The sequence below is a fragment of the Roseovarius sp. MBR-78 genome, from assembly GCF_040547535.1.
Lineage (GTDB): Bacteria > Pseudomonadota > Alphaproteobacteria > Rhodobacterales > Rhodobacteraceae > Roseovarius.
This window is the reverse complement of sequence record NZ_JBEPPX010000015.1, coordinates 40,679-58,638: the sequence shown is the minus strand read 5'-3', so window position 1 is coordinate 58,638 and position 17,960 is coordinate 40,679. Positions and strand designations below refer to the sequence as shown.

The window sequence follows — 17,960 nt, the reverse complement described above, 5'->3', positions numbered from 1 at the left end:
GCTACTTGTCGAGTTTCGAGAGCTTGTCCTGCAACTCGGCAAGCTGCTTGCGGATCGTGTCGAGATCGTCGCCCGCCGGGGTATCCGTGGCGCCGTCATCCTCGTCGCCGCCCCTGCCCGGCCCGGTGCTGCCAAGCCCGCCGAGGCCACCAAGCCCCCCGGTCATCGCCTTCATGAACGCCTCTTGCTGGGCGCGCATCGCCTCCATGCCCGGCATCGCGGTGAGCGGGTTGGCCTTGGTCATGTTTTCCAGCATCTTGGATTGCCCGTCGCGCAGCATCTCGAAACTGGCGGCGAGGAATTCCGGCACGACGCTGGTGGCCTGCGTGGTGTAGCTGCGTACCAGATCGGTGAGCACGTTGATCGGCAGCACGCTTTCGCCGCGGCTCTCGTGTTCGGCGACGATCTGAAGCAGGTATTGCCGGGTAAGATCATCGCCGGATTTCAGGTCGATGATCTGCACCTCGCGCCCGGCGCGGATGAAGCCCGCGATATCCTCGAGCGTCACGTAATCCGAGGTCTCGGTGTTATACAGACGACGGCTTGCATAGCGTTTTATCAGGAGCGGTTTTGTCGCGTCGGCCAAGGGGAAACCTCCAACAGGGTGCAGCACTGATGCAGCGCTGCGGCGAAGCTTAGACGCTGACGCAGCAAAATGAAAGGGCGAGCCTTTCGGCCCGCCCTTCGATCTCGCGTCCCGCTTGGGAGGGAATGGGACGCGATATCCTGTTCCCTGCGCGCCTTACTTGGCGGTGGTCGCTTTCTTGGTCGCGGCGGTCACGTCGTCGGTGGCCTTCTTGACGGCGGCAGCGGCATCTTCCTGCATGGTCTTGCCCGAGGCGAGCAGCAGTTCGACGGTTTCCATCTGCACTTTCTTGGCGACTTCGGCGAAGGCGGCGAGGTGCTCGGAGGCCACTTCGGCGTTGGCCGAGGCGAAATCGGTCACGGCCTTGGCGTAATCGGCGGGCTCGGTCTTGGCTTTGGCAATGTCGCTGAGCTTGGCAAGGGTCTCTTTGGTCCACTTGCTGGAGATTTCAGCCGACTGCTCGGCGGCCGACAGGGCAACGCCCGACAGCTTTTCGTTCAGCGCGGCCTGGCTTTTGAACGCGTCTTCCATTGCCTTGGAGTCAACGGGGAAGTTGCCCATGACATCTTTGAACATGGTGGTGAAATCGGTGGTCTTGGTCATGATCTCGTCCTTTCGGTTTGAGCGGGGAGGCCGCTGCTTTCTGATGACGGAGATATACATGCTGCACCGCAGCATTTCAAGCTTTTTCTGCGGTGCAGCAAAAAATTCATGAAAGCCGGTCGCCCGCAGCGCTCAGATGCTGGCCTTCTTGCGCACATAGGTGCCGGGCGCGGGTGCGAGGGGTGGATGCTCGGCATCGCCGGGGCTGCGCGCGGGCACCATGCGCCCCGAGCGTTTCGCCAGCCATGCCTCCCAGCGTGGCCACCACGAGCCATCCTGCCGCGTGGCCCCGGCCATCCAGTCATCCGCCGTGCCGCCGAGATCATCGTTGGTGTAATGGCCGTATTTCTTCTTGGTGGGCGGGTTGACGATACCGGCGATATGGCCCGATTCCGATACGATGAAGGTGCGATCCTTCGATCCGGTCTGCTGGAAGCCGCGATAGCAATCCTTCCACGCGGCGATGTGATCGGTCTCGCAGGTGATCGACATCAGCGGGATTTTCACGTCGCGGATATGCACACGCTCGCCGCCCAGATCAAAGCCGTCCTCGACGAATTCGTTGCGCTGGCACAGGCCGCGCAGGTATTGCACCGTCATGCGCCCCGGCAGGTTGGAGCCATCGCCGTTCCAGTAGAGCAGATCAAAGGCGGGCGAGGCCTCTCCCATCATGTATTTGCGCACGGCGGGCTGATAGATCAGGTCGCGCGAGCGCAGGAACGACATGGTGCGCCCCATGATGAACGACCGAAGCACGCCTTGCGCCGCCACTTCCTGTTCGATCCCGTCGATGAAATCATCCTGAAGGAAGGGGGTGAATTCGCCCTGCTCGGAAAAATCGGTGAGCGCGGTGAAGAAGGTGGCCGATTTCACCGATTTGTCGCCGCGCTTGGCCATCAGCGCCAGCGCCATGTGCAGCGTCGTGCCCGCGATGCAATAGCCCACGGCGTTGACCTGCTTTTCGCCGGTGATCGCCTTGGCCTCGCGGATCGCGGTCAGGAATCCCTCTTCGACGTAATCCTCCATGCCGATATCGGCATGGCTGGCATCGGGGTTGACCCAGCTTACCACGAAAAGCGTATAGCCCTGATCGGTGATCCAGCGAATCAGGCTGTTCTCGGGCTTGAGATCGAGGATGTAGAACTTGTTGATCCAGGGCGGAAAGATCACGATCGGCGTGGCGTGGACCTCGTCGGTGGTCGGGGCATACTGGATCAGCTCCATCAGCCGGTTGCGATAGACCACCTCGCCCGGCGCGGTGGCGATATTCTCGCCCAGCGCAAAGGCGCTGTCATCGGCCAGACGCACGACCATCTCGCCGCTATTGGCCTCGAGATCGGCGATCAGGTTTTCCAGCCCCTGCACCAGGCTTTCGCCCTCGGTCGCCACCGCGCGTTCGAGCGCGTCGGGATTGGTGCCGAGGAAATTGGTGGGCGACATCATGTCGATGATCTGGTGGGCAAAGTAATCAAGCCGCTTGCGGTCCTTCTCGGGCAAGTCCTCGTCGATCTCGGCGAGGGTCTGCTCGATCGATTGCGCGTTGAGCGCGTATTGCCGCTTGACGTATTTGAAGAACGGGTGGCTGTCCCAGAGCGGGTTGGCGAAGCGCTTGTCGCCCGAGAGCGGGTCGGGCGCGTCGTCCTGCTCTGCCGCGGTCACCCCGCCGCGCAGAATCGCGGCCTGCGCGTCAAGGAAATGATGGACCGACTTGCCCCAGTATTCCAGTTGCTGCTCGTAGATCTTGCCGGGATGATCGAGCATTTCCGACCAGTAGGAGGTCGCGGCCTTGGTGAACAACTCTTGCGAGGGGCTGCTCAGCGTCGGATTCGCGGGCTTGCGCGCGGCCAGCGCCTGGATGAGCCGTTGCGACAACTGCTCGACCTTGGCGAGATTTTCGTTGAGTTTCTCGACATTTGTCCCTGCGACATCATCCGGCGTTGTCATTTCAAAGATTTCCCCTTAACATTTTCTGCTACGCAGCATACCGTCGCGGCAAGCCCCGGTTGACCAAGCGGCACGCCCCCGGTTTTCCGCATACAGGAGAAGACAATGCGCCAGATGTCCACCTACGACCTCATGGAATCTTTCCGCAACGCCAATCAATGGTTTGGTGCCTCCGCCCTCTCCTTTGCATCCTATCCGCTTTTCAGCATGGTGCCAAACCCTGCGTTTCAATGGATTTCGGCCTGGGGCCAGGTGACCGAACGCACGTTCGAGCGCATGGTGGCCAAGCCCGATTGGGGCATTCGCACATTCACCTGCGAGGATGGGCGCGACCATCTGGTGAGTATCGAAACGGTAGTGTCGCGGCCCTTTGGCGATCTCATCCATTTCAACGTCTCGGGGCGCGCCGAACAGCCGCGCAAGGTGCTTCTGGTGGCACCGATGTCGGGCCATTATGCCACGCTCCTGCGCTCGACCGTCAAATCGCTGCTGGTCAATTGCGAGGTCTACGTCACCGATTGGCATAACGCGCGCGATATCCCCGTGTCGGAAGGCAAATTCGACGTTGAGGATTACACGCTCTACCTTGTCGATTTCATGAAGGCGCTTGGCCCCGAGATCAACGTGGTCGCGGTCTGCCAGCCCGCGCCGCTGGCGCTTGCGGCCACCGCCTATCTGGCCGAGATCGAGCCCGAGGCACAGCCCAGCACGCTCACGCTTATCGGCGGGCCGATCGACCCCGACGCCGCCGCCACCGAGGTAACGGATTTCGGACGCCGGGTGACGATGGGCCAGCTTGAGGAAATGATGATCCAGCGCGTGGGGTTCCGCTACAAGGGCGTCGGGCGGCAGGTCTATCCGGGCCTGTTGCAACTCGCCTCGTTCATCTCGATGAATGGCGAGCGCCACGCCAAGGCGTTCACCGACCAGATCCTGCGCGTGGCCCATGGCGAGGCCAGCGACAACGACCCCCACAACCGCTTTTACGATGAATATCTCGCGGTGATGGACATGACCGCCGAATTCTACCTCTCCACCGTCGAGCGTATCTTCAAGGGGCTGGAGATCGCGCAGAACCGCTTTGTCGTGAATGGCCATCGCGTCGACATCGGCAAGATCACCGATGTCGCGGTCAAGACCGTCGAGGGCGGCAAGGACGACATTTCCGCCCCCGGTCAATGTGTCGCCGCGCTCGATCTGTGCACCGGGCTGCCCGACAGCATGAAGGCCAGCCACCTGGAGCCCGAGGCCGGCCATTACGGCATTTTCGCGGGCCGCTCCTGGCGCAACAATATCCGGCCCCTCGTGCTCGATTTCATGGATGCCAATGCCGGACGGCACAGCACCCGCAAACCGGCCAACCGAAACGTCGCCGCGAACGGCTGACGCAAGGCACCTAATGGGGGACACCCATTAGGGCCGGGTAGGGCCGGGCGCGGGCCTGCTAGCGCATGTTGCTCAAAGGTCGGAACCGGTTTTGAGCTTCTCGAACATGCTAAATCAATAAGTTAGAGCGTGGCGCGTGAATACGAATGAACGCGACACGCTCTAGGCCCGCCGCCGCCGCGTGCGCCGGGCCGGGGCGGTATCGTCGCCGGTGCCGTCGCCTGCCGACGAAAACGGCCCGAGCGCGTCGGTGATTCGCTCCAGCGTCGGGCGCGGGCCGGGGGCGCGCTCTTCCAGCGCGGCGCGCATCTTGGAGAGGTGCTCGCCCATCGTGCCGCAGCAGCCGCCGATGATCCGCGCGCCCGCATCGCGCGCCAGCACCGCGTAATCGGCCATCAACTCGGGCGTGCCGTCGTAATGGATGTGGCCATCGTGGTATTTCGGAATGCCCGCATTGCCCTTGGCGATCACCGGCCGTTCCGATCCTTGGGCGGCAAAGCCCAGCACCGTGCGCAACAGATCCGACGCGCCGGTGCCGCAATTGGCACCGTAAGCCAGCGGCGGGTTGGGCAGTTTCTCGACCATTTTCGCCATGTCCTCGGAGGTGACGCCCATCATCGTGCGCCCTGCCGTGTCAAAGCTCATGGTGCCGCACCAGGGCATCCCGGCCAGACCGAACGCCTCGGCGGCGGCGCGGTATTCCTCGGGGGCCGAGATGGTTTCGAGCCAGAGCACATCGGCCCCGCCTTCCTTGAGGCCCTCGGCCTGTTCGTGGAAAATCTCGACGGCCAATTCATGGGTGAGCGCGCCCATCGGCGCCATGATCTCGCCCGTCGGCCCGACGGAGCCTGCCACCACCAGCGCGCGATCGCAGCGATCGGCCACCTCGCGCCCGATCTCGGCGGCGATGCGCGACAATTCGCGCGCGCGCCGCTGCGCGCCGTGCAGCTTGAGCCGCGCGGCGTTGCCGCCAAAGGAATTGGTCAGAAACAGGTCGCTGCCCGCATCCACCGCGCCCTGATACAGGGCCTTGATGCGGTCGGGGTGCTGCTCGTTCCAGAATTCGGGCGCGTCGCCCGATTGCAGGCCCATGTTGAACAGGTTGGTGCCGGTGGCCCCGTCCGCGAGAATCCAGTCGCGCGAGGCGAGCATCTTGGTGAGGGCGTCGGTCATCGGTGGTTTCCCCATAAGGTAGGGCGCAGGCATGTCACTGCCTGCGCCCGAATACAAATCAGAAATCTTCATCAAGAAGGTGAGGCGCGTTTGATGACGCGCGCGGCCTCAGTGTTCCTTGACAAGCTGATCCTTGGCGATCTTGAGCAATTCGTCCATCTTGGCGCGGATCGTCGCGGCATCGGCGATATCGCCGAGATCGCCCGCCACCTTGCGCACCACGTCCTCGTGGCCCGCCTCTTCGAAATCGGCCTTCACCACCTCGACGGCATAGGCGTTGGCGTCCTCGCCGGTCTTGCCCAGCAATTCGGCGGCCCAAAGCCCCAGAAGCTTGTTGCGCCGCGCCTCGGCGCGGAACTTCATTTCCTCGTCATGGGCGAACTTGTTCTCGAAAGCGCTTTCGCGGTCGTCGAAGGTGGTCATCGGGCCGGTCCCCTTGCACTGATTGCGTCACATCCCGATATGCCCTCTGCGCCCCGCAAGGGCAAGAGCCTGCGCCGGGATGCGACACCTTGCGACGGCGCGGGGCTTGCACTAAGAGAGCACAACGGCGCGGCCCCCCCGCGCCACAGCCCAGCGGTGGAGATTGCATGGCACGGCGCAAGAAAATCTACGAAGGCAAGGCCAAGATCCTCTATGAAGGCCCCGAGCCGGATACCATCATCCAGTATTTCAAGGATGACGCCACCGCGTTCAACGCCGAGAAGAAGGCGGTGATCGAGGGCAAGGGCGTGCTCAACAACATGCTCTCGGAATATTTCATGACCGGGCTGAATGCCGTGGGCGTGCCCACGCATTTCATCCGCCGCGTCAACATGCGCGAACAGCTCGTGCGCGCCTGCGAGATCATCCCGCTCGAGGTGATCGTGCGCAACTATGCCGCCGGCACCATGTCCAAGCGGCTGGGAATCGACGAGGGCACGCAATTGCCGCGCCCGATCGTGGAATATTGCCTCAAGGATGACGCGCTCGGCGACCCGCTGGTGACCGAGGAACATATCGCCGCTTTCGGCTGGGCCACGCAGCAGGACATGGACGACATCCTGAGCCTTGCGCTGCGCGTCAACGATTTCATGTCGGGCGTGATGTATGGCGTCGGCATCAAGCTGGTGGATTTCAAGATCGAGGTGGGCCGTGTCTATGACGGCGATTTCCAGCGCCTGATCGTGGCCGATGAAATCAGCCCCGACTCGTGCCGCCTGTGGGACATCAAGACCGGGCAGAAGCTCGACAAGGACGTGTTCCGCCGTGATCTGGGCTCGCTCACCGATGCCTATACCGAGGTGGCCAACCGCCTGGGCGTCATGCCCAAGGGCGCCACGCCGATGGCGCGCCCGACGCTTATCAACTGAGTTCGTTTTGGCGAGGCGGAAGACACGATTAGAAACTTGGCGGCCTGAACATCCTGTGTGTTGCTACTGCGGCGGCACACAGGTAATTGAAGAAATTGACCACGCTCCACCCAAAACCTTCTTCTATGGAAAACACCGCCCGAAAGGACTTGAGGTTCCTTCTTGCTCTCGTTGTAATAAAGTCTTTTCAAAGTTTGACGACTTCTTTGCACTCTTGGCATTTTTTCAAGCGTCCTTTCGGGACAGCAGATTCGAGCCGAGAATTCACCACATGATTTCGGGGAGCGTAAAGCGTTTTCCCGAGGCCCTTATGGAGATAGTAGAAAGCGGTCAAAGGGATCTCGTCCACAAAGGCAATATGAGCCGACAATCCGGTATACACATTAAGTTTGCACACCCTGACATTCATTTTGCGATAAATCTATCAATTGCGCGGTTAGTTGCTGCTAACTTTTATAACTTTAGGAAGATGCCAGCACCTGTTGGTTCAGCACTAGCAACTTGGTGGTTTTCCAACGTTCAACCGATGCCTCCTGAGAAACTTGAAGACCTGTTATCAAAGATGCCGAATTATCACACCTTAAAGCAAGGTGAGCAGTTTAATGTGAGCAATCAATATGAGGCTCGTTTGTTGTTTGCAGAAGATATGGCTGTTGGTGGCTGTGCATTTAATTTTCATCGATCATTTGTTGGTGTTGGGTTTTTGTTCCCATCACTCGATGACATAGACGAAAAAGATGGAAAACATCCATTGTTCTCGGTAACAGATAACGGTATCGAGCCAGTAAACGGCTGTTTCCCTCTAGGCGTTCGGCTTCCGAAAAGGAGATCAATATGAAGGCCCGCGTTCATGTGATGCTCAAGACCGGCGTTCTCGACCCGCAGGGCGAGGCGGTGCGCCACGCGCTGGGATCGCTCGGGTTTGACGGGGTCGAGGGCGTGCGGCAGGGCAAGGTGATCGAGCTGGACCTCGCCGAGACCGAGGCCGACAAGGCGCGCGCGACCGTGACCGAGATGTGCGAGAAGCTGCTCGCCAATACGGTGATCGAGAGCTACTCGGTGGAGCTGGTCTGAGCGGCGGCGCGCTGTCGATCACAGTTGCGTATGGATGCACAAATCCCTTGATCCAGCGTTGGGATCGGGGGATTTTGCGGTCGAGCGGCAGGCACGGTGAGAGCTGTCTGTGCATACCTTTTGGCCCGCGCGCATCCCGTGCGAACACATCAGAAAGCCCCCTCATGACCAGAGATGACATTCTTACCCTCGCCGGAATGCCGCCGGGCAATCCAAGCTATCCGCATGGTCCGTATCGCTTCATCAACCGGCAGTATTTCAACATCATCTACGAGAGCGACCCCGAGGCGATCCGCGCCATGGTGCCCGAGCCGCTGGAGCCTGACGGATCGGGCACGGTGGTCTATGAATGGATCGACATGCCCGATAGTTCGGGCTTTGGGGCCTATCAGGAATCGGGGGTCGTGATTCCCTGCCTGCTCGACGGCAAGCCGGTCAATTACACCACGATGATGTTTCTCAACGACGAACCGCCGATAACGGCGGGGCGCGAGATCTGGGGCTTTCCCAAACGCTGGGGCGAGCCGGATCTGCGGGTGGAGCGCGACACGCTCACCGGCACGCTCTCTTATGCCGGGCAGCGTGTGGCCATGGGCACGATGGTCTACAAGCACGAGACCATGTGCGACGACCCCGCCGACTGCGCCGCCAAGCTCGCGAAGACCGCCGTCAATCTCAAGCTCATTCCCTGCGTGAGCGGCGCGCCGCGCATCGCCGAACTGGTGGCCTTCGAGATGACCGATATCACCGTCAAGGGGTTCTGGCGTGGCCGCGCCCGCCTGCATCTGGTGCCGCATGTCAACGCGCCGGTCGCAGACCTGCCGGTGCGCCGCGTGATCGAAGGCCAGCATATCATCGCCGATCTGTCGCTGCCTTATGGCCGCGTGGTGCATGACTATCTCGCCTGACCGCGATGCCACGCCGCGCGATGGACAAGCGCGCCCCCGCGCGCTAAAGCCGCCCCAACGCGATCAGTGAGAGAGGCACCGCCATGCACGCCGCCGTCATCGTCTTTCCCGGCTCCAATTGCGACCGCGACCTTGCCGTGGCGTTCGAGCGCGCGGGGGCAAAGGTCTCGATGGTGTGGCACAAGGATACGGCGCTGCCCGAGGGCGTCGATATCGTCGCCGTGCCGGGGGGGTTTTCCTATGGCGATTACCTGCGCTGCGGGGCGATTGCCGCCAATTCGCCGATCTGCCGCGCGGTCGTGGCCCATGCCGAGCGTGGCGGCTATGTGCTTGGTATCTGCAACGGGTTTCAGGTTCTGACCGAGACCGGCCTTTTGCCCGGTGCGCTGTTGCGCAATGCCGGGCTGAAATATGTCTGCAAGCCGGTTGGCCTGACCGTCGCCACCGCCGACAGCGCCTTTACCCGCGCCTACAAGGCGGGCAACACGATCACCGTGCCAGTGGCCCATCACGACGGCAATTACTTCGCCGACGATGCCACGCTCGACCGGCTCGAAGCGGCGGATCGCGTGGCGTTCCGCTATGCCGACAACCCCAACGGATCGCTGCGCGACATCGCCGGCATCCTGTCGGAGAACCGCCGCGTCCTGGGCATGATGCCCCATCCCGAGCGCATGGCAGAACCCGCCCATGGCGGCAGCGACGGCGCGGCGATGTTCACCGGCCTGGTGGACGCGCTCGCGCCTGCGTGACGCTTGAGCGGGGGGCGCGCAGGGCGTAGACTTGCGCCCATGACAACGCCCACGCGCCCCGACCCCGGCCCGCACCTGCGCACGATCCCGTGGCGCGCGCGGCTGGTGCTCGTGGGGCTTTTCCTGGTGGCGGTGGTGGTGGTGCTGACGACCCACCGGATGCTCACCGACCGCTTTACCGAGAACACCCGCAACCGCGCCGAATTGCGCCTGCTGCTCTATAGCGGCAACCTGCTCAGCGAATTGCGCCAGAACGCCATCGTGCCGCAGCTTCTGGCGCGCGACCCGACGCTGATCGCGGCGCTGGCCAGCCAGGATTATGCGCAATCCACCCAGCGGCTGATTTCCTTTCTCGACGAAATCGGCGCCGCCTCGCTCATGCTGCTGGACAAGGACGGGCGCGTTGTGGCCGCGACCGAGCGGATGCGGCTGGGTGAGAATCTGCGCCAGGCCCCTTATTTCGTGGATGCCATCCGCGCGCGCGACACCGTGTTCAAGTTGCTGCGGCAGGAGGCGGGGCAGTTCAGCTTTTTCTATTCGCGGCGCATCGAGGGGCCGTCGGGGGCGCTGGGGGTGATCCTTGTCGAGGTGGATCTGCGCAAGTTCGAGCGCGCCTGGGCGGGCATTTCCGACGCGGTGATGGTCAGCGACAGCGAGGGTGTGATCGTGCTCGCGACCGAGCCGCGCTGGCGCGGGTTGACCGAGGCCGAGGCGCTCGCACGGGAGCCTGCCGACAGCGCCATCGAGCGCGCCATCAGCGCCACCGCCGACTGGACCGCGCTGCCCGCCGATGCCTATGTCGGCGGGCAGGCGGTGATGCGCGTCGAGGGCCGAGTGGCATTTCGCGGCTGGCGCATCGCGAGTTTCACCACCTATGCCGCCGTGCGCGACAAGGTGAACGGCTATATCGCGCTCGAAATCATGGGATTCGCGATTCTCATGGCGCTGGCCTTCTACTTTCTCAACCGTCGCGCCACCTCTCGGATGGTGCTTTTTCAGCGTGAATCGGCAGAGCTTCGCGCATTGAACGCGCGCCTTCAGCGGGAAATCGCCGAGCGCAGGCGCGTGCAGGAGACGCTGGCACAGGCCGAACAGACGCTTCAGCAAAGCTCCAAGCTGGCCGTGCTGGGCGAGATGTCGGCCGCCGTCAGCCACGAGTTGAACCAGCCGCTGGCAGCGATGAAAACCTATCTCGCGGGCGCGCGGCTGCTGCTGCGGCGCAACCGCCCCGACGAGGCGGTGATATCGTTCCAGCGCATCGACGACCTGATCGAGCGGATGGGCGCGATCACGCGCCAGCTCAAATCCTATGCGCGCCATTCGGGGGATGGCTTTACGCCTGTGAACCTTGGCGATGCGCTGGCCTCGGCGCTGGCGATGATGGAGCCGCAACTGCGCAAGCGCAAGGTGCAGATCACCCGCACCCTGCCCTCCGGGCCGGTGCTGGTGATGGGCGACCGGGTGCGCATCGAGCAGGTCATCGTCAACCTCTTGCGCAACGCGCTCGACGCCACCGAGAACACCCCCGATGCGGCCATCGACATCCTGCTTGCGGCGGGCGAGACGGCGGTGCTCACGGTGCGCGACAATGGCGGCGGGATCGACAATCTCGAAAAGCTGTTCGAGCCGTTCTACACCACCAAACTGCCCGGCGACGGGGTCGGGCTGGGGCTTGCCATTTCCTCGGGGATCGTCAACGACCTTGGCGGCCACCTGACGGCGCGCAACGCCGAGGGTGGGGGGGCTGTATTCGAGGTGCAGCTTCCCATATTGCCAGACGCGACCCCCGAGACCCAAGCTGCGGAGTGAGAGAGCCATGCCATCTGCCATGAAGATTGCCATCGTCGATGACGAGCGCGACATGCGCCAATCCATCAGCCAGTGGCTGGCGCTGTCGGGCTTCGACACCGAGACCTTCGCCAGCGCCGAGGACGCGCTTCAGCGTCTTGGCCCCGATTACCCCGGTATCGTGGTCACCGATATCCGGATGCCGGGCATGGACGGGATGCAATTTCTGCGCCGCCTGATGGGCGCGGATTCGACCCTGCCGGTCATCATGATTACCGGCCACGGCGATGTGCCGATGGCGGTCGAGGCGATGCGCCTCGGGGCGTTCGATTTCCTGGAAAAGCCGTTCAACCCAGACCGCATGACCGACCTGGCCAAGAAGGCCACGCAAAAGCGCCGGCTGGTGCTCGATGCGCGCTCGCTGCGGCGCGACCTGTCGGATGGCGGCACGCTGATGAAAAAGCTGATCGGCAACGCCCCCGCGATGGAGCGGCTGCGCGAGGATATCCTCGATCTCGGCCAGGCCGACGGCCATGTTCTGGTCGAGGGCGAGACCGGCACCGGCAAGACGCTGGTGGCCCACGCGCTGCACGCCGCCGGGAGCCGCGCGGGGCGCAGTTTCGTCACGCTGTCCTGCGCCGCTTTCGAGGAGGGCGCGCTTGCGCGGCGGCTGTTTGGCCCGGTCGAGGTCGGTGACGGGCATCTGCCCGCGTTCGAGGAGGCGCGCGGCGGCACCCTCGTGCTCGAGGATATCGAGGCGCTGCCCGAAACGGTGCAGGCGCGGCTCCTGACCGCGCTCAACGACGAGGGCACCCCGCCCGAGACGCGCATCGTCGCCATATCGAACATGCAAGACGAGGGCCGCACCTGCGAGGATGCGCTGCGCCCCGATCTTTTTTACCGGCTGGCCAGCCTGCGCCTGACGGTGCCGCCCCTGCGCGCGCGCGGCGAGGATATCCTCACGCTCTTCACCCGCTTCATCGCGCAATTCGCCGAGGATTACGGCTGCGAGGCCCCGCAGGTCAGCGCTCAGGAGGCGACGCAGCTTCTGCAAGCCCCCTGGCCCGGCAATGTGCGCCAGCTTTTCAACATCGCCGAGCGCGCCGTGCTCCAGACCCGGCGCGGCTCCGGCACACTCACTTCTCTTTTGATGTCGGACCACGCCGACATGCAGCCGGTGATGACCACCGAGGGCAAACCGCTCAAGGAATATGTCGAGACCTTCGAGCGGATGCTGATCGACAACACCATGCGCCGCCACAGGGGGTCGGTTCAGGCGGTGATGGATGAATTGTGCCTGCCGCGCCGGACGCTGAACGAAAAGATGGCAAAATACGGGCTTACGCGCGCCGATTACATCGGCTGAAAGGCCCTGCGCATTTTCGCCATTGTGTTTTCGCCGCCGGTGGCCTTACTGTAACAGATGGGCAGGCCCCGGTTCGATACCCCGGTGCCCGCCGAGAGATTCGCTGTTTCAGGTATCCGTTGGATCAAAATCCCTGCGGCTGAACAGACCGATTGGCCCCCGCCAAGGGGACCGCACGCTTGCCCGTTGCCGTGCCGATGGTGCGCGCCGGGTGCTGAATTGGCCCCTCAAACCGGGGTCGGAGTAGTAGAACCGCGATGACGCGCGCAACAGGCATGACACCGACGATATCGGCAGCGCCCGGCGCCTGTGGCGCCCTTGCGCCCGTCCTCGCCCATGACAGACACAGGCCGCAAGGTGCCGCGCCCCCGGGCAGGCCCCTGATCGGTCGTGCAGACGGAACACATGCCCAAGAAAATGCTCATAGACGCCACCCACGCAGAGGAAACCCGCGTTGTGGTGGTGGACGGAAACAAGGTCGAGGAATTCGACTTTGAATCGGAAAACAAGCGCCAGCTAGCCGGCAATATCTATCTCGCCAAGATCACCCGCGTGGAGCCGTCGCTCCAGGCGGCCTTTGTCGAGTATGGCGGCAATCGCCACGGCTTTCTCGCCTTCGCGGAAATCCACCCGGATTACTACCAGATCCCGGTGGCCGACCGCGAGGCGCTGATGGCCGAGGAAGAGGCCCTCGCCGAGGCGCAGAAGGAAGAAGAGGAAAAGCCCCGGCGCGTCACGCGCTCGCGCAGCCGCTCGCGGTCACGCTCGAAGGCGGAAAAGACCAGCTCGGACGACGCGGTGGCCACGGCCGATATCACCGGCATGGAAACCATCGACCTTGACCAGGACGAGGCCAGCTCGCCGATGGAACGCGTGGCCGAAACCCCAATAGAGGAGCCGGACGAGGATCAGGCGACCGGAGCCGCCGACAGCGCCGGGGCCGCCGAGCCTGCGCCCGAGGCAGAGGCCGAGGAGGACGCCCTCGACACCCGCGATCATGCCACCAACGATGACAGCATCGAATCGGTCGCTGACGAGGATGACAGCGAGGATATCCGCCCCGTGCGCAAGCCGCGCCCGCGCCGCTACAAGATCCAGGAAGTCGTCAAGGTCCGCCAGATCATGCTGGTGCAGGTCGTCAAGGAAGAGCGCGGCAACAAGGGCGCGGCGCTGACCACCTATCTGTCGCTTGCCGGGCGCTACTGCGTGCTCATGCCCAACACCGCGCGCGGCGGCGGCATCAGCCGCAAGATCACGCTTGCCGCCGACCGCAAGAAGCTCAAGGAAATCGCCACCGAGATCGACGTACCCAAGGGCGCGGGCCTCATCATCCGCACCGCGGGTGCCAAGCGCACCAAGGCCGAGATCAAGCGCGATTACGAATATCTCCAGCGCCTGTGGGAGCAAATCCGCGAATTGACGCTTCGCTCCATCGCGCCCGCCAAGATCTACGAGGAGGGCGACCTCATCAAGCGCTCGATCCGCGATCTTTACAACCGCGAGATCGACGAGGTTCTGGTCGAGGGCGAGCGCGGCTACCGCATCGCCAAGGACTTCATGAAGATGATCATGCCGTCCCACGCCAAGAACGTGAAGCATTACCACGATCCGATGCCGCTTTTCGCGCGCCACCAGGTCGAGAGCTATCTGGCCGGCATGTTCAACCCGGTGGTGCAGCTTCCCTCGGGCGGCTATATCGTGATCGGCGTGACCGAGGCGCTTGTCGCCATCGACGTGAACTCGGGCCGCGCCACCAAGAAGGGCTCGATCGAGGAAACCGCGCTTCAGACCAATCTCGAGGCCGCCGACGAGGTGGCGCGGCAGTTGCGCCTGCGCGATCTCGCGGGGCTGATCGTCATCGACTTCATCGACATGGACGAACGCCGCAACAATGCGGCGGTGGAAAAGCGCTTCAAGGACAAGCTCAAGACCGACCGCGCGCGCATCCAGGTGGGCCGCATCTCGGGCTTTGGCCTCTTGGAGATGAGCCGCCAGCGCCTGCGCCCCGGTATGCTCGAGGCCAGCACGCAGCCCTGTCCGGCCTGCCACGGCACCGGGCTTATCCGCTCGGATGACAGCATGGCGCTGTCGATCCTGCGCCAGATCGAAGAAGAGGGCGTGCGCCGCCGCTCGCGCGAGGTGGTCGTGCGCGCGCCGGTGGGGATTGCCAACTTCCTCATCAACCACAAGCGCGAGCATATCGCCGGAATCGAGCTGCGCTATGGCCTGTCGGTGCGCATCGAGGGCGATCCGTCGCTGGTCAGCCCCGATTTCGTGCTGGACAAGCTCAAGGTGGCCACCCGCACGGTGCCCGAACCGGCGGCGTTCGTCTCGGGGGGCGCGGCCCTGATGGATGCGATCGACGGCGAGGCCGAGGCCGACGCTGACGCCATCGAGACCGAGGCCGAGGACATCGCCGAGACCGCAGCCGAGGCCACCCCGCCTGCGGGCGACGATACCGACAAGCCCAAGAAGAAGCGCCGCCGCTCGCGCAGCCGCAAGCGCAAGCCGCGCTCGGGTGATGGGCAGGACGCGACCGAGGGCCAGGCCGAGGATCAGGACGCGATAGCGCCCGAAGCCGGTGATGCGCAGCCCGCGCAAGAGGAGGCCGGGGAGGCCGCAGCAGAGCCGGTGGCCGACAAGCCCAAGCGCCGCAGCCGGTCGCGCAGCAAGACCCCCGCGCCGGACACCGCCGATGCCACGCCCGAGGCGGCACCGGATGCCGACACGCCCGCGCCGGTGACCAAGCCCAAGCGCCGCACCGTATCGCGCCGCAAGAAGCCCGATCCGGCGGTGGATCAGGCGGAACCGGTGGCGGAGGAAGCCGTGGCAGAGCAGGTGGCGGAGCAGCCTGCGCCAGTGGTTGAACAGCCCGTGGCCGACCCGGCACCACAGCCGGACCCCGCGCCGGTGGCTGAACAGCCTGTGGCCGAACCGGACCCGGCACCGCAGCCGGAACCGGACCCGGTGGCCGAGCAGCCCGAACCCGCCCCCGTGGCCGATGAACCGGCCCCCGAGGCGCAAGACAAGCCCAAGCGGCGCGGCTGGTGGTCCTTCGGCTAAGACCGGTTTCGCGCGCGGCCCCGGTTTTGGCGTTCGACACCTGATACTTGGTGCCCGATGCTGCACGCGAGAGGCTAGGTCTGAAGGGGACGGTCTCCCCGAGGCATGAGCCGCGCAGCGCCCGTCACGCCAAAGGCGTGCCGCCCATAATCGGCGCACCTTCGGTGCGACGGGGCGGGCGGGCGCTGCGCGGCGGCGTGCGGGGCACGCCTTGATTCCGCGCAAGAGCACCCCGTATCTAATGACGGCATTTCCCTCCACGACGCTTGCCGCGCCGCATTGCTCCACATCCGTCGTATTACGCGCTCTTGCGGATGAGATAGACCTGCCCGCCCGCCTCGTCGCTGGTAGAGACCAGCGCGTGACCGCTTTCGGCGCAGAAATACGGCACGTCGATCACCGCTGCCGGGTCATCGGCCCAGAGCGCGATCACCTCGCCCACGGCCAGCGATTTCAGCCGCTTGCGCAGCTTGAGCACGGGAAGCGGGCACAAAAGGCCACGCGCATCGAGTGTGTGATCCGGGGTCATGGCTCGCAGATAGCGGCCCTGTTACAGCCTGTCCACAAGGATGTGACAGACTGCCTGATGACGCGGGCGGCGCGACCGGCTATGAGGGGGCCATGTTTGGCATAGAAATCATCGACGCGGCGCTTTTGCCCGCCCTCTTCGTGGCGCTTCTGGCGGGGGTCGTGTCGTTCCTCAGCCCCTGCGTCCTGCCCATCGTGCCGCCTTATCTCGCCTATATCAGCGGGGTGAGCCTCAACGACTTGTCGCAGGACGGCACGGCGCGGGCGCGGGCGGTGGTCCCGGCGCTCTTCTTCGTGCTGGGGCTGTCGACGGTCTTTCTGTTCCTCGGCTTTACCGCCTCGGCGCTGGGGCGGGCCTTTCTGCAATATCAGGATTGGTTCAACACCATCGCGGGCATCCTCGTGATGGGGTTCGGCGCGCATTTCATCGGCATTTACCGGCTGAAATTCCTCGACCGCGAGGCGCGGTTTGACGCGGGCGACCGGGGCGGCTCGTCGTTTGGGGCCTATGTGCTGGGGCTGGCATTCGCCTTTGGCTGGACGCCCTGCATCGGCCCGCAACTGGGCGCGATCCTGTCGCTGGCGGCCTCCGAGGCCAATGTTGCGCGCGGCACCACGCTCCTGGCGGTCTATGCCATCGGGCTGGGCGTGCCGTTCCTGCTGGTCGCGGCCTTCCTGCCGCGTCTGACCGGCCTGATGGGCTGGATGAAGCGCCACATGGAGCAGATCGAGCGTGTCATGGGCCTGCTTTTGTGGACCATCGGCCTCTTGATGCTCACCGGCGGCTTCTCGGATTTCTCCTATTGGCTGCTGGAGATGTTCCCGGCGCTGGCGCTTCTGGGCTGAGCGCTCATCGCGTCAGGATCAGCCGTTCGCCGGTAATCTCGACGCTGGAAAAGCGGCGCAGATAGTCCATCCCCAAAAGCGAGCCTTGCATCTCGCCCTCGTTGACCACGGCGCGCACATCCTGGTCGGTGATCGGGCCGATGGCGAGGCGATCAAGACGCACGGGGGCGGTGCGCACCGTGCCATTGGCGGTTTGCGCGCGACCGGTGAAGATGAGGCGCGCGGTGTCGATCCCCGCGCGGGCCGCATCGTCGCGGCTCAGCACGATCTGGCTTGCCCCGGTATCGACGACAAAGCGGATCGCGGCGCCGTTGACCTCGGCGGTCAGGTAATAATGCCCGTCCGGCGCGCGCGGCAGCGCGATGCGGTTCTCGCCCAGCACGCTGGCGCCGGGCTGCACGGTCTGGCGGATATCCTGCCACAGCCCGACCATGGCGATGGCCCCGAGGAATATCAGCCCCCAGGCGGCGGCATATTGCGCCAGCTTGCCGAGCGATTGGCGGCCCTGCACCACGAACCACAGCACCAGCACCGATCCGAGGATCGCGAGATAGACGAGACGGGGGAAATCAAAGCTGTCCATGCGCCCGA

At 64.0% G+C, this 17,960-nt stretch carries 17 protein-coding genes; 10 read left to right on the top strand and 7 right to left on the bottom strand.

What is annotated here, in order from left to right; genetic code table 11:
* Position 1: 1 nt before the first annotated feature.
* From phaR to ABIE58_RS13065, 3 genes are all read right to left on the bottom strand, one after another.
* Positions 2-586, bottom strand: a complete 585-nt coding sequence (phaR, locus tag ABIE58_RS13075) for a polyhydroxyalkanoate synthesis repressor PhaR (protein WP_354545165.1) — start codon at positions 584-586, stop codon at positions 2-4.
* A 156-nt stretch (positions 587-742) separates the two neighbouring features.
* Positions 743-1,189 carry a phasin, PhaP gene (locus tag ABIE58_RS13070; protein WP_354545164.1) on the bottom strand — a complete coding sequence of 149 codons (447 nt, stop codon included), beginning with the start codon at positions 1,187-1,189 and terminating at the stop codon, positions 743-745.
* Positions 1,190-1,321: 132 nt separating this feature from the next.
* Entirely contained in the window at positions 1,322-3,133 is a 1,812-nt protein-coding gene (locus ABIE58_RS13065) for a PHA/PHB synthase family protein (RefSeq protein WP_354545163.1), read from the bottom strand.
* Positions 3,134-3,238: 105 nt separating this feature from the next.
* On the opposite strand from ABIE58_RS13065, the gene phaZ reads away from it, so the two are divergent.
* Positions 3,239-4,519: a polyhydroxyalkanoate depolymerase gene (gene phaZ, locus ABIE58_RS13060; protein WP_354545162.1), complete on the top strand. Its 1,281-nt coding sequence runs from the start codon at positions 3,239-3,241 to the stop codon at positions 4,517-4,519.
* Between the two features lie 162 nt (positions 4,520-4,681).
* Here phaZ and bmt read toward each other — a convergent pair whose 3' ends face one another.
* Entirely contained in the window at positions 4,682-5,692 is a 1,011-nt protein-coding gene (bmt, locus tag ABIE58_RS13055; RefSeq protein ID WP_354545161.1) for a betaine--homocysteine S-methyltransferase, read from the bottom strand.
* Between the two features lie 108 nt (positions 5,693-5,800).
* Positions 5,801-6,115 carry a DUF1476 domain-containing protein gene (locus ABIE58_RS13050; protein WP_354545160.1) on the bottom strand — a complete coding sequence of 105 codons (315 nt, stop codon included), beginning with the start codon at positions 6,113-6,115 and terminating at the stop codon, positions 5,801-5,803.
* A gap of 167 nt (positions 6,116-6,282) precedes the next feature.
* Between ABIE58_RS13050 and purC the strand changes: the two genes are divergently transcribed.
* The 8 genes from purC to ABIE58_RS13010 all read left to right on the top strand — a co-directional run bounded on the left by purC (position 6,283) and on the right by ABIE58_RS13010 (position 15,995).
* The gene (gene purC, locus ABIE58_RS13045) at positions 6,283-7,044 is read left to right on the top strand and encodes a phosphoribosylaminoimidazolesuccinocarboxamide synthase (protein WP_354545159.1); all 762 of its coding nucleotides are present in this window, start codon (positions 6,283-6,285) and stop codon (positions 7,042-7,044) included.
* A 271-nt stretch (positions 7,045-7,315) separates the two neighbouring features.
* On the top strand, positions 7,316-7,882 hold the full coding sequence (locus ABIE58_RS13040; protein WP_354545158.1) for a hypothetical protein: 567 nt from the start codon (positions 7,316-7,318) through the stop codon (positions 7,880-7,882).
* Positions 7,879-8,118 (top strand): phosphoribosylformylglycinamidine synthase subunit PurS, encoded by a 240-nt coding sequence (purS, locus tag ABIE58_RS13035; RefSeq protein WP_354545157.1) that lies wholly within the window; start codon positions 7,879-7,881, stop codon positions 8,116-8,118. Before ABIE58_RS13040 ends, purS begins: the two co-directional genes overlap by 4 nt.
* A gap of 164 nt (positions 8,119-8,282) precedes the next feature.
* Positions 8,283-9,026, top strand: a complete 744-nt coding sequence (locus ABIE58_RS13030) for an acetoacetate decarboxylase (RefSeq protein WP_354545156.1) — start codon at positions 8,283-8,285, stop codon at positions 9,024-9,026.
* Positions 9,027-9,109: 83 nt separating this feature from the next.
* Positions 9,110-9,778, top strand: a complete 669-nt coding sequence (purQ, locus tag ABIE58_RS13025; protein WP_354545155.1) for a phosphoribosylformylglycinamidine synthase subunit PurQ — start codon at positions 9,110-9,112, stop codon at positions 9,776-9,778.
* A 39-nt stretch (positions 9,779-9,817) separates the two neighbouring features.
* Positions 9,818-11,587, top strand: a complete 1,770-nt coding sequence (locus tag ABIE58_RS13020; protein WP_354545154.1) for a sensor histidine kinase — start codon at positions 9,818-9,820, stop codon at positions 11,585-11,587.
* 7 nt (positions 11,588-11,594) lie between these two features.
* The gene (locus tag ABIE58_RS13015) at positions 11,595-12,932 is read left to right on the top strand and encodes a sigma-54-dependent transcriptional regulator (protein ID WP_354545153.1); all 1,338 of its coding nucleotides are present in this window, start codon (positions 11,595-11,597) and stop codon (positions 12,930-12,932) included.
* 405 nt (positions 12,933-13,337) lie between these two features.
* Positions 13,338-15,995, top strand: a complete 2,658-nt coding sequence (locus ABIE58_RS13010) for an Rne/Rng family ribonuclease (protein WP_354545152.1) — start codon at positions 13,338-13,340, stop codon at positions 15,993-15,995.
* Positions 15,996-16,293: 298 nt separating this feature from the next.
* Here ABIE58_RS13010 and ABIE58_RS13005 read toward each other — a convergent pair whose 3' ends face one another.
* Complete coding sequence (locus tag ABIE58_RS13005; RefSeq protein ID WP_354545151.1) at positions 16,294-16,524, bottom strand: sulfurtransferase TusA family protein; 231 nt, start codon at positions 16,522-16,524, stop codon at positions 16,294-16,296.
* Positions 16,525-16,616: 92 nt separating this feature from the next.
* Between ABIE58_RS13005 and ABIE58_RS13000 the strand changes: the two genes are divergently transcribed.
* Positions 16,617-17,369, top strand: a complete 753-nt coding sequence (locus ABIE58_RS13000; RefSeq protein ID WP_354545150.1) for a cytochrome c biogenesis CcdA family protein — start codon at positions 16,617-16,619, stop codon at positions 17,367-17,369.
* A 4-nt stretch (positions 17,370-17,373) separates the two neighbouring features.
* Here the strand turns inward: ABIE58_RS13000 and ABIE58_RS12995 are convergent, their stop codons facing one another.
* A complete protein-coding gene (locus tag ABIE58_RS12995) occupies positions 17,374-17,952 on the bottom strand; it encodes a retropepsin-like aspartic protease family protein (protein WP_354545149.1) in 579 nt (192 codons plus the stop codon).
* Between the last annotated feature and the right edge of the window lie 8 nt (positions 17,953-17,960).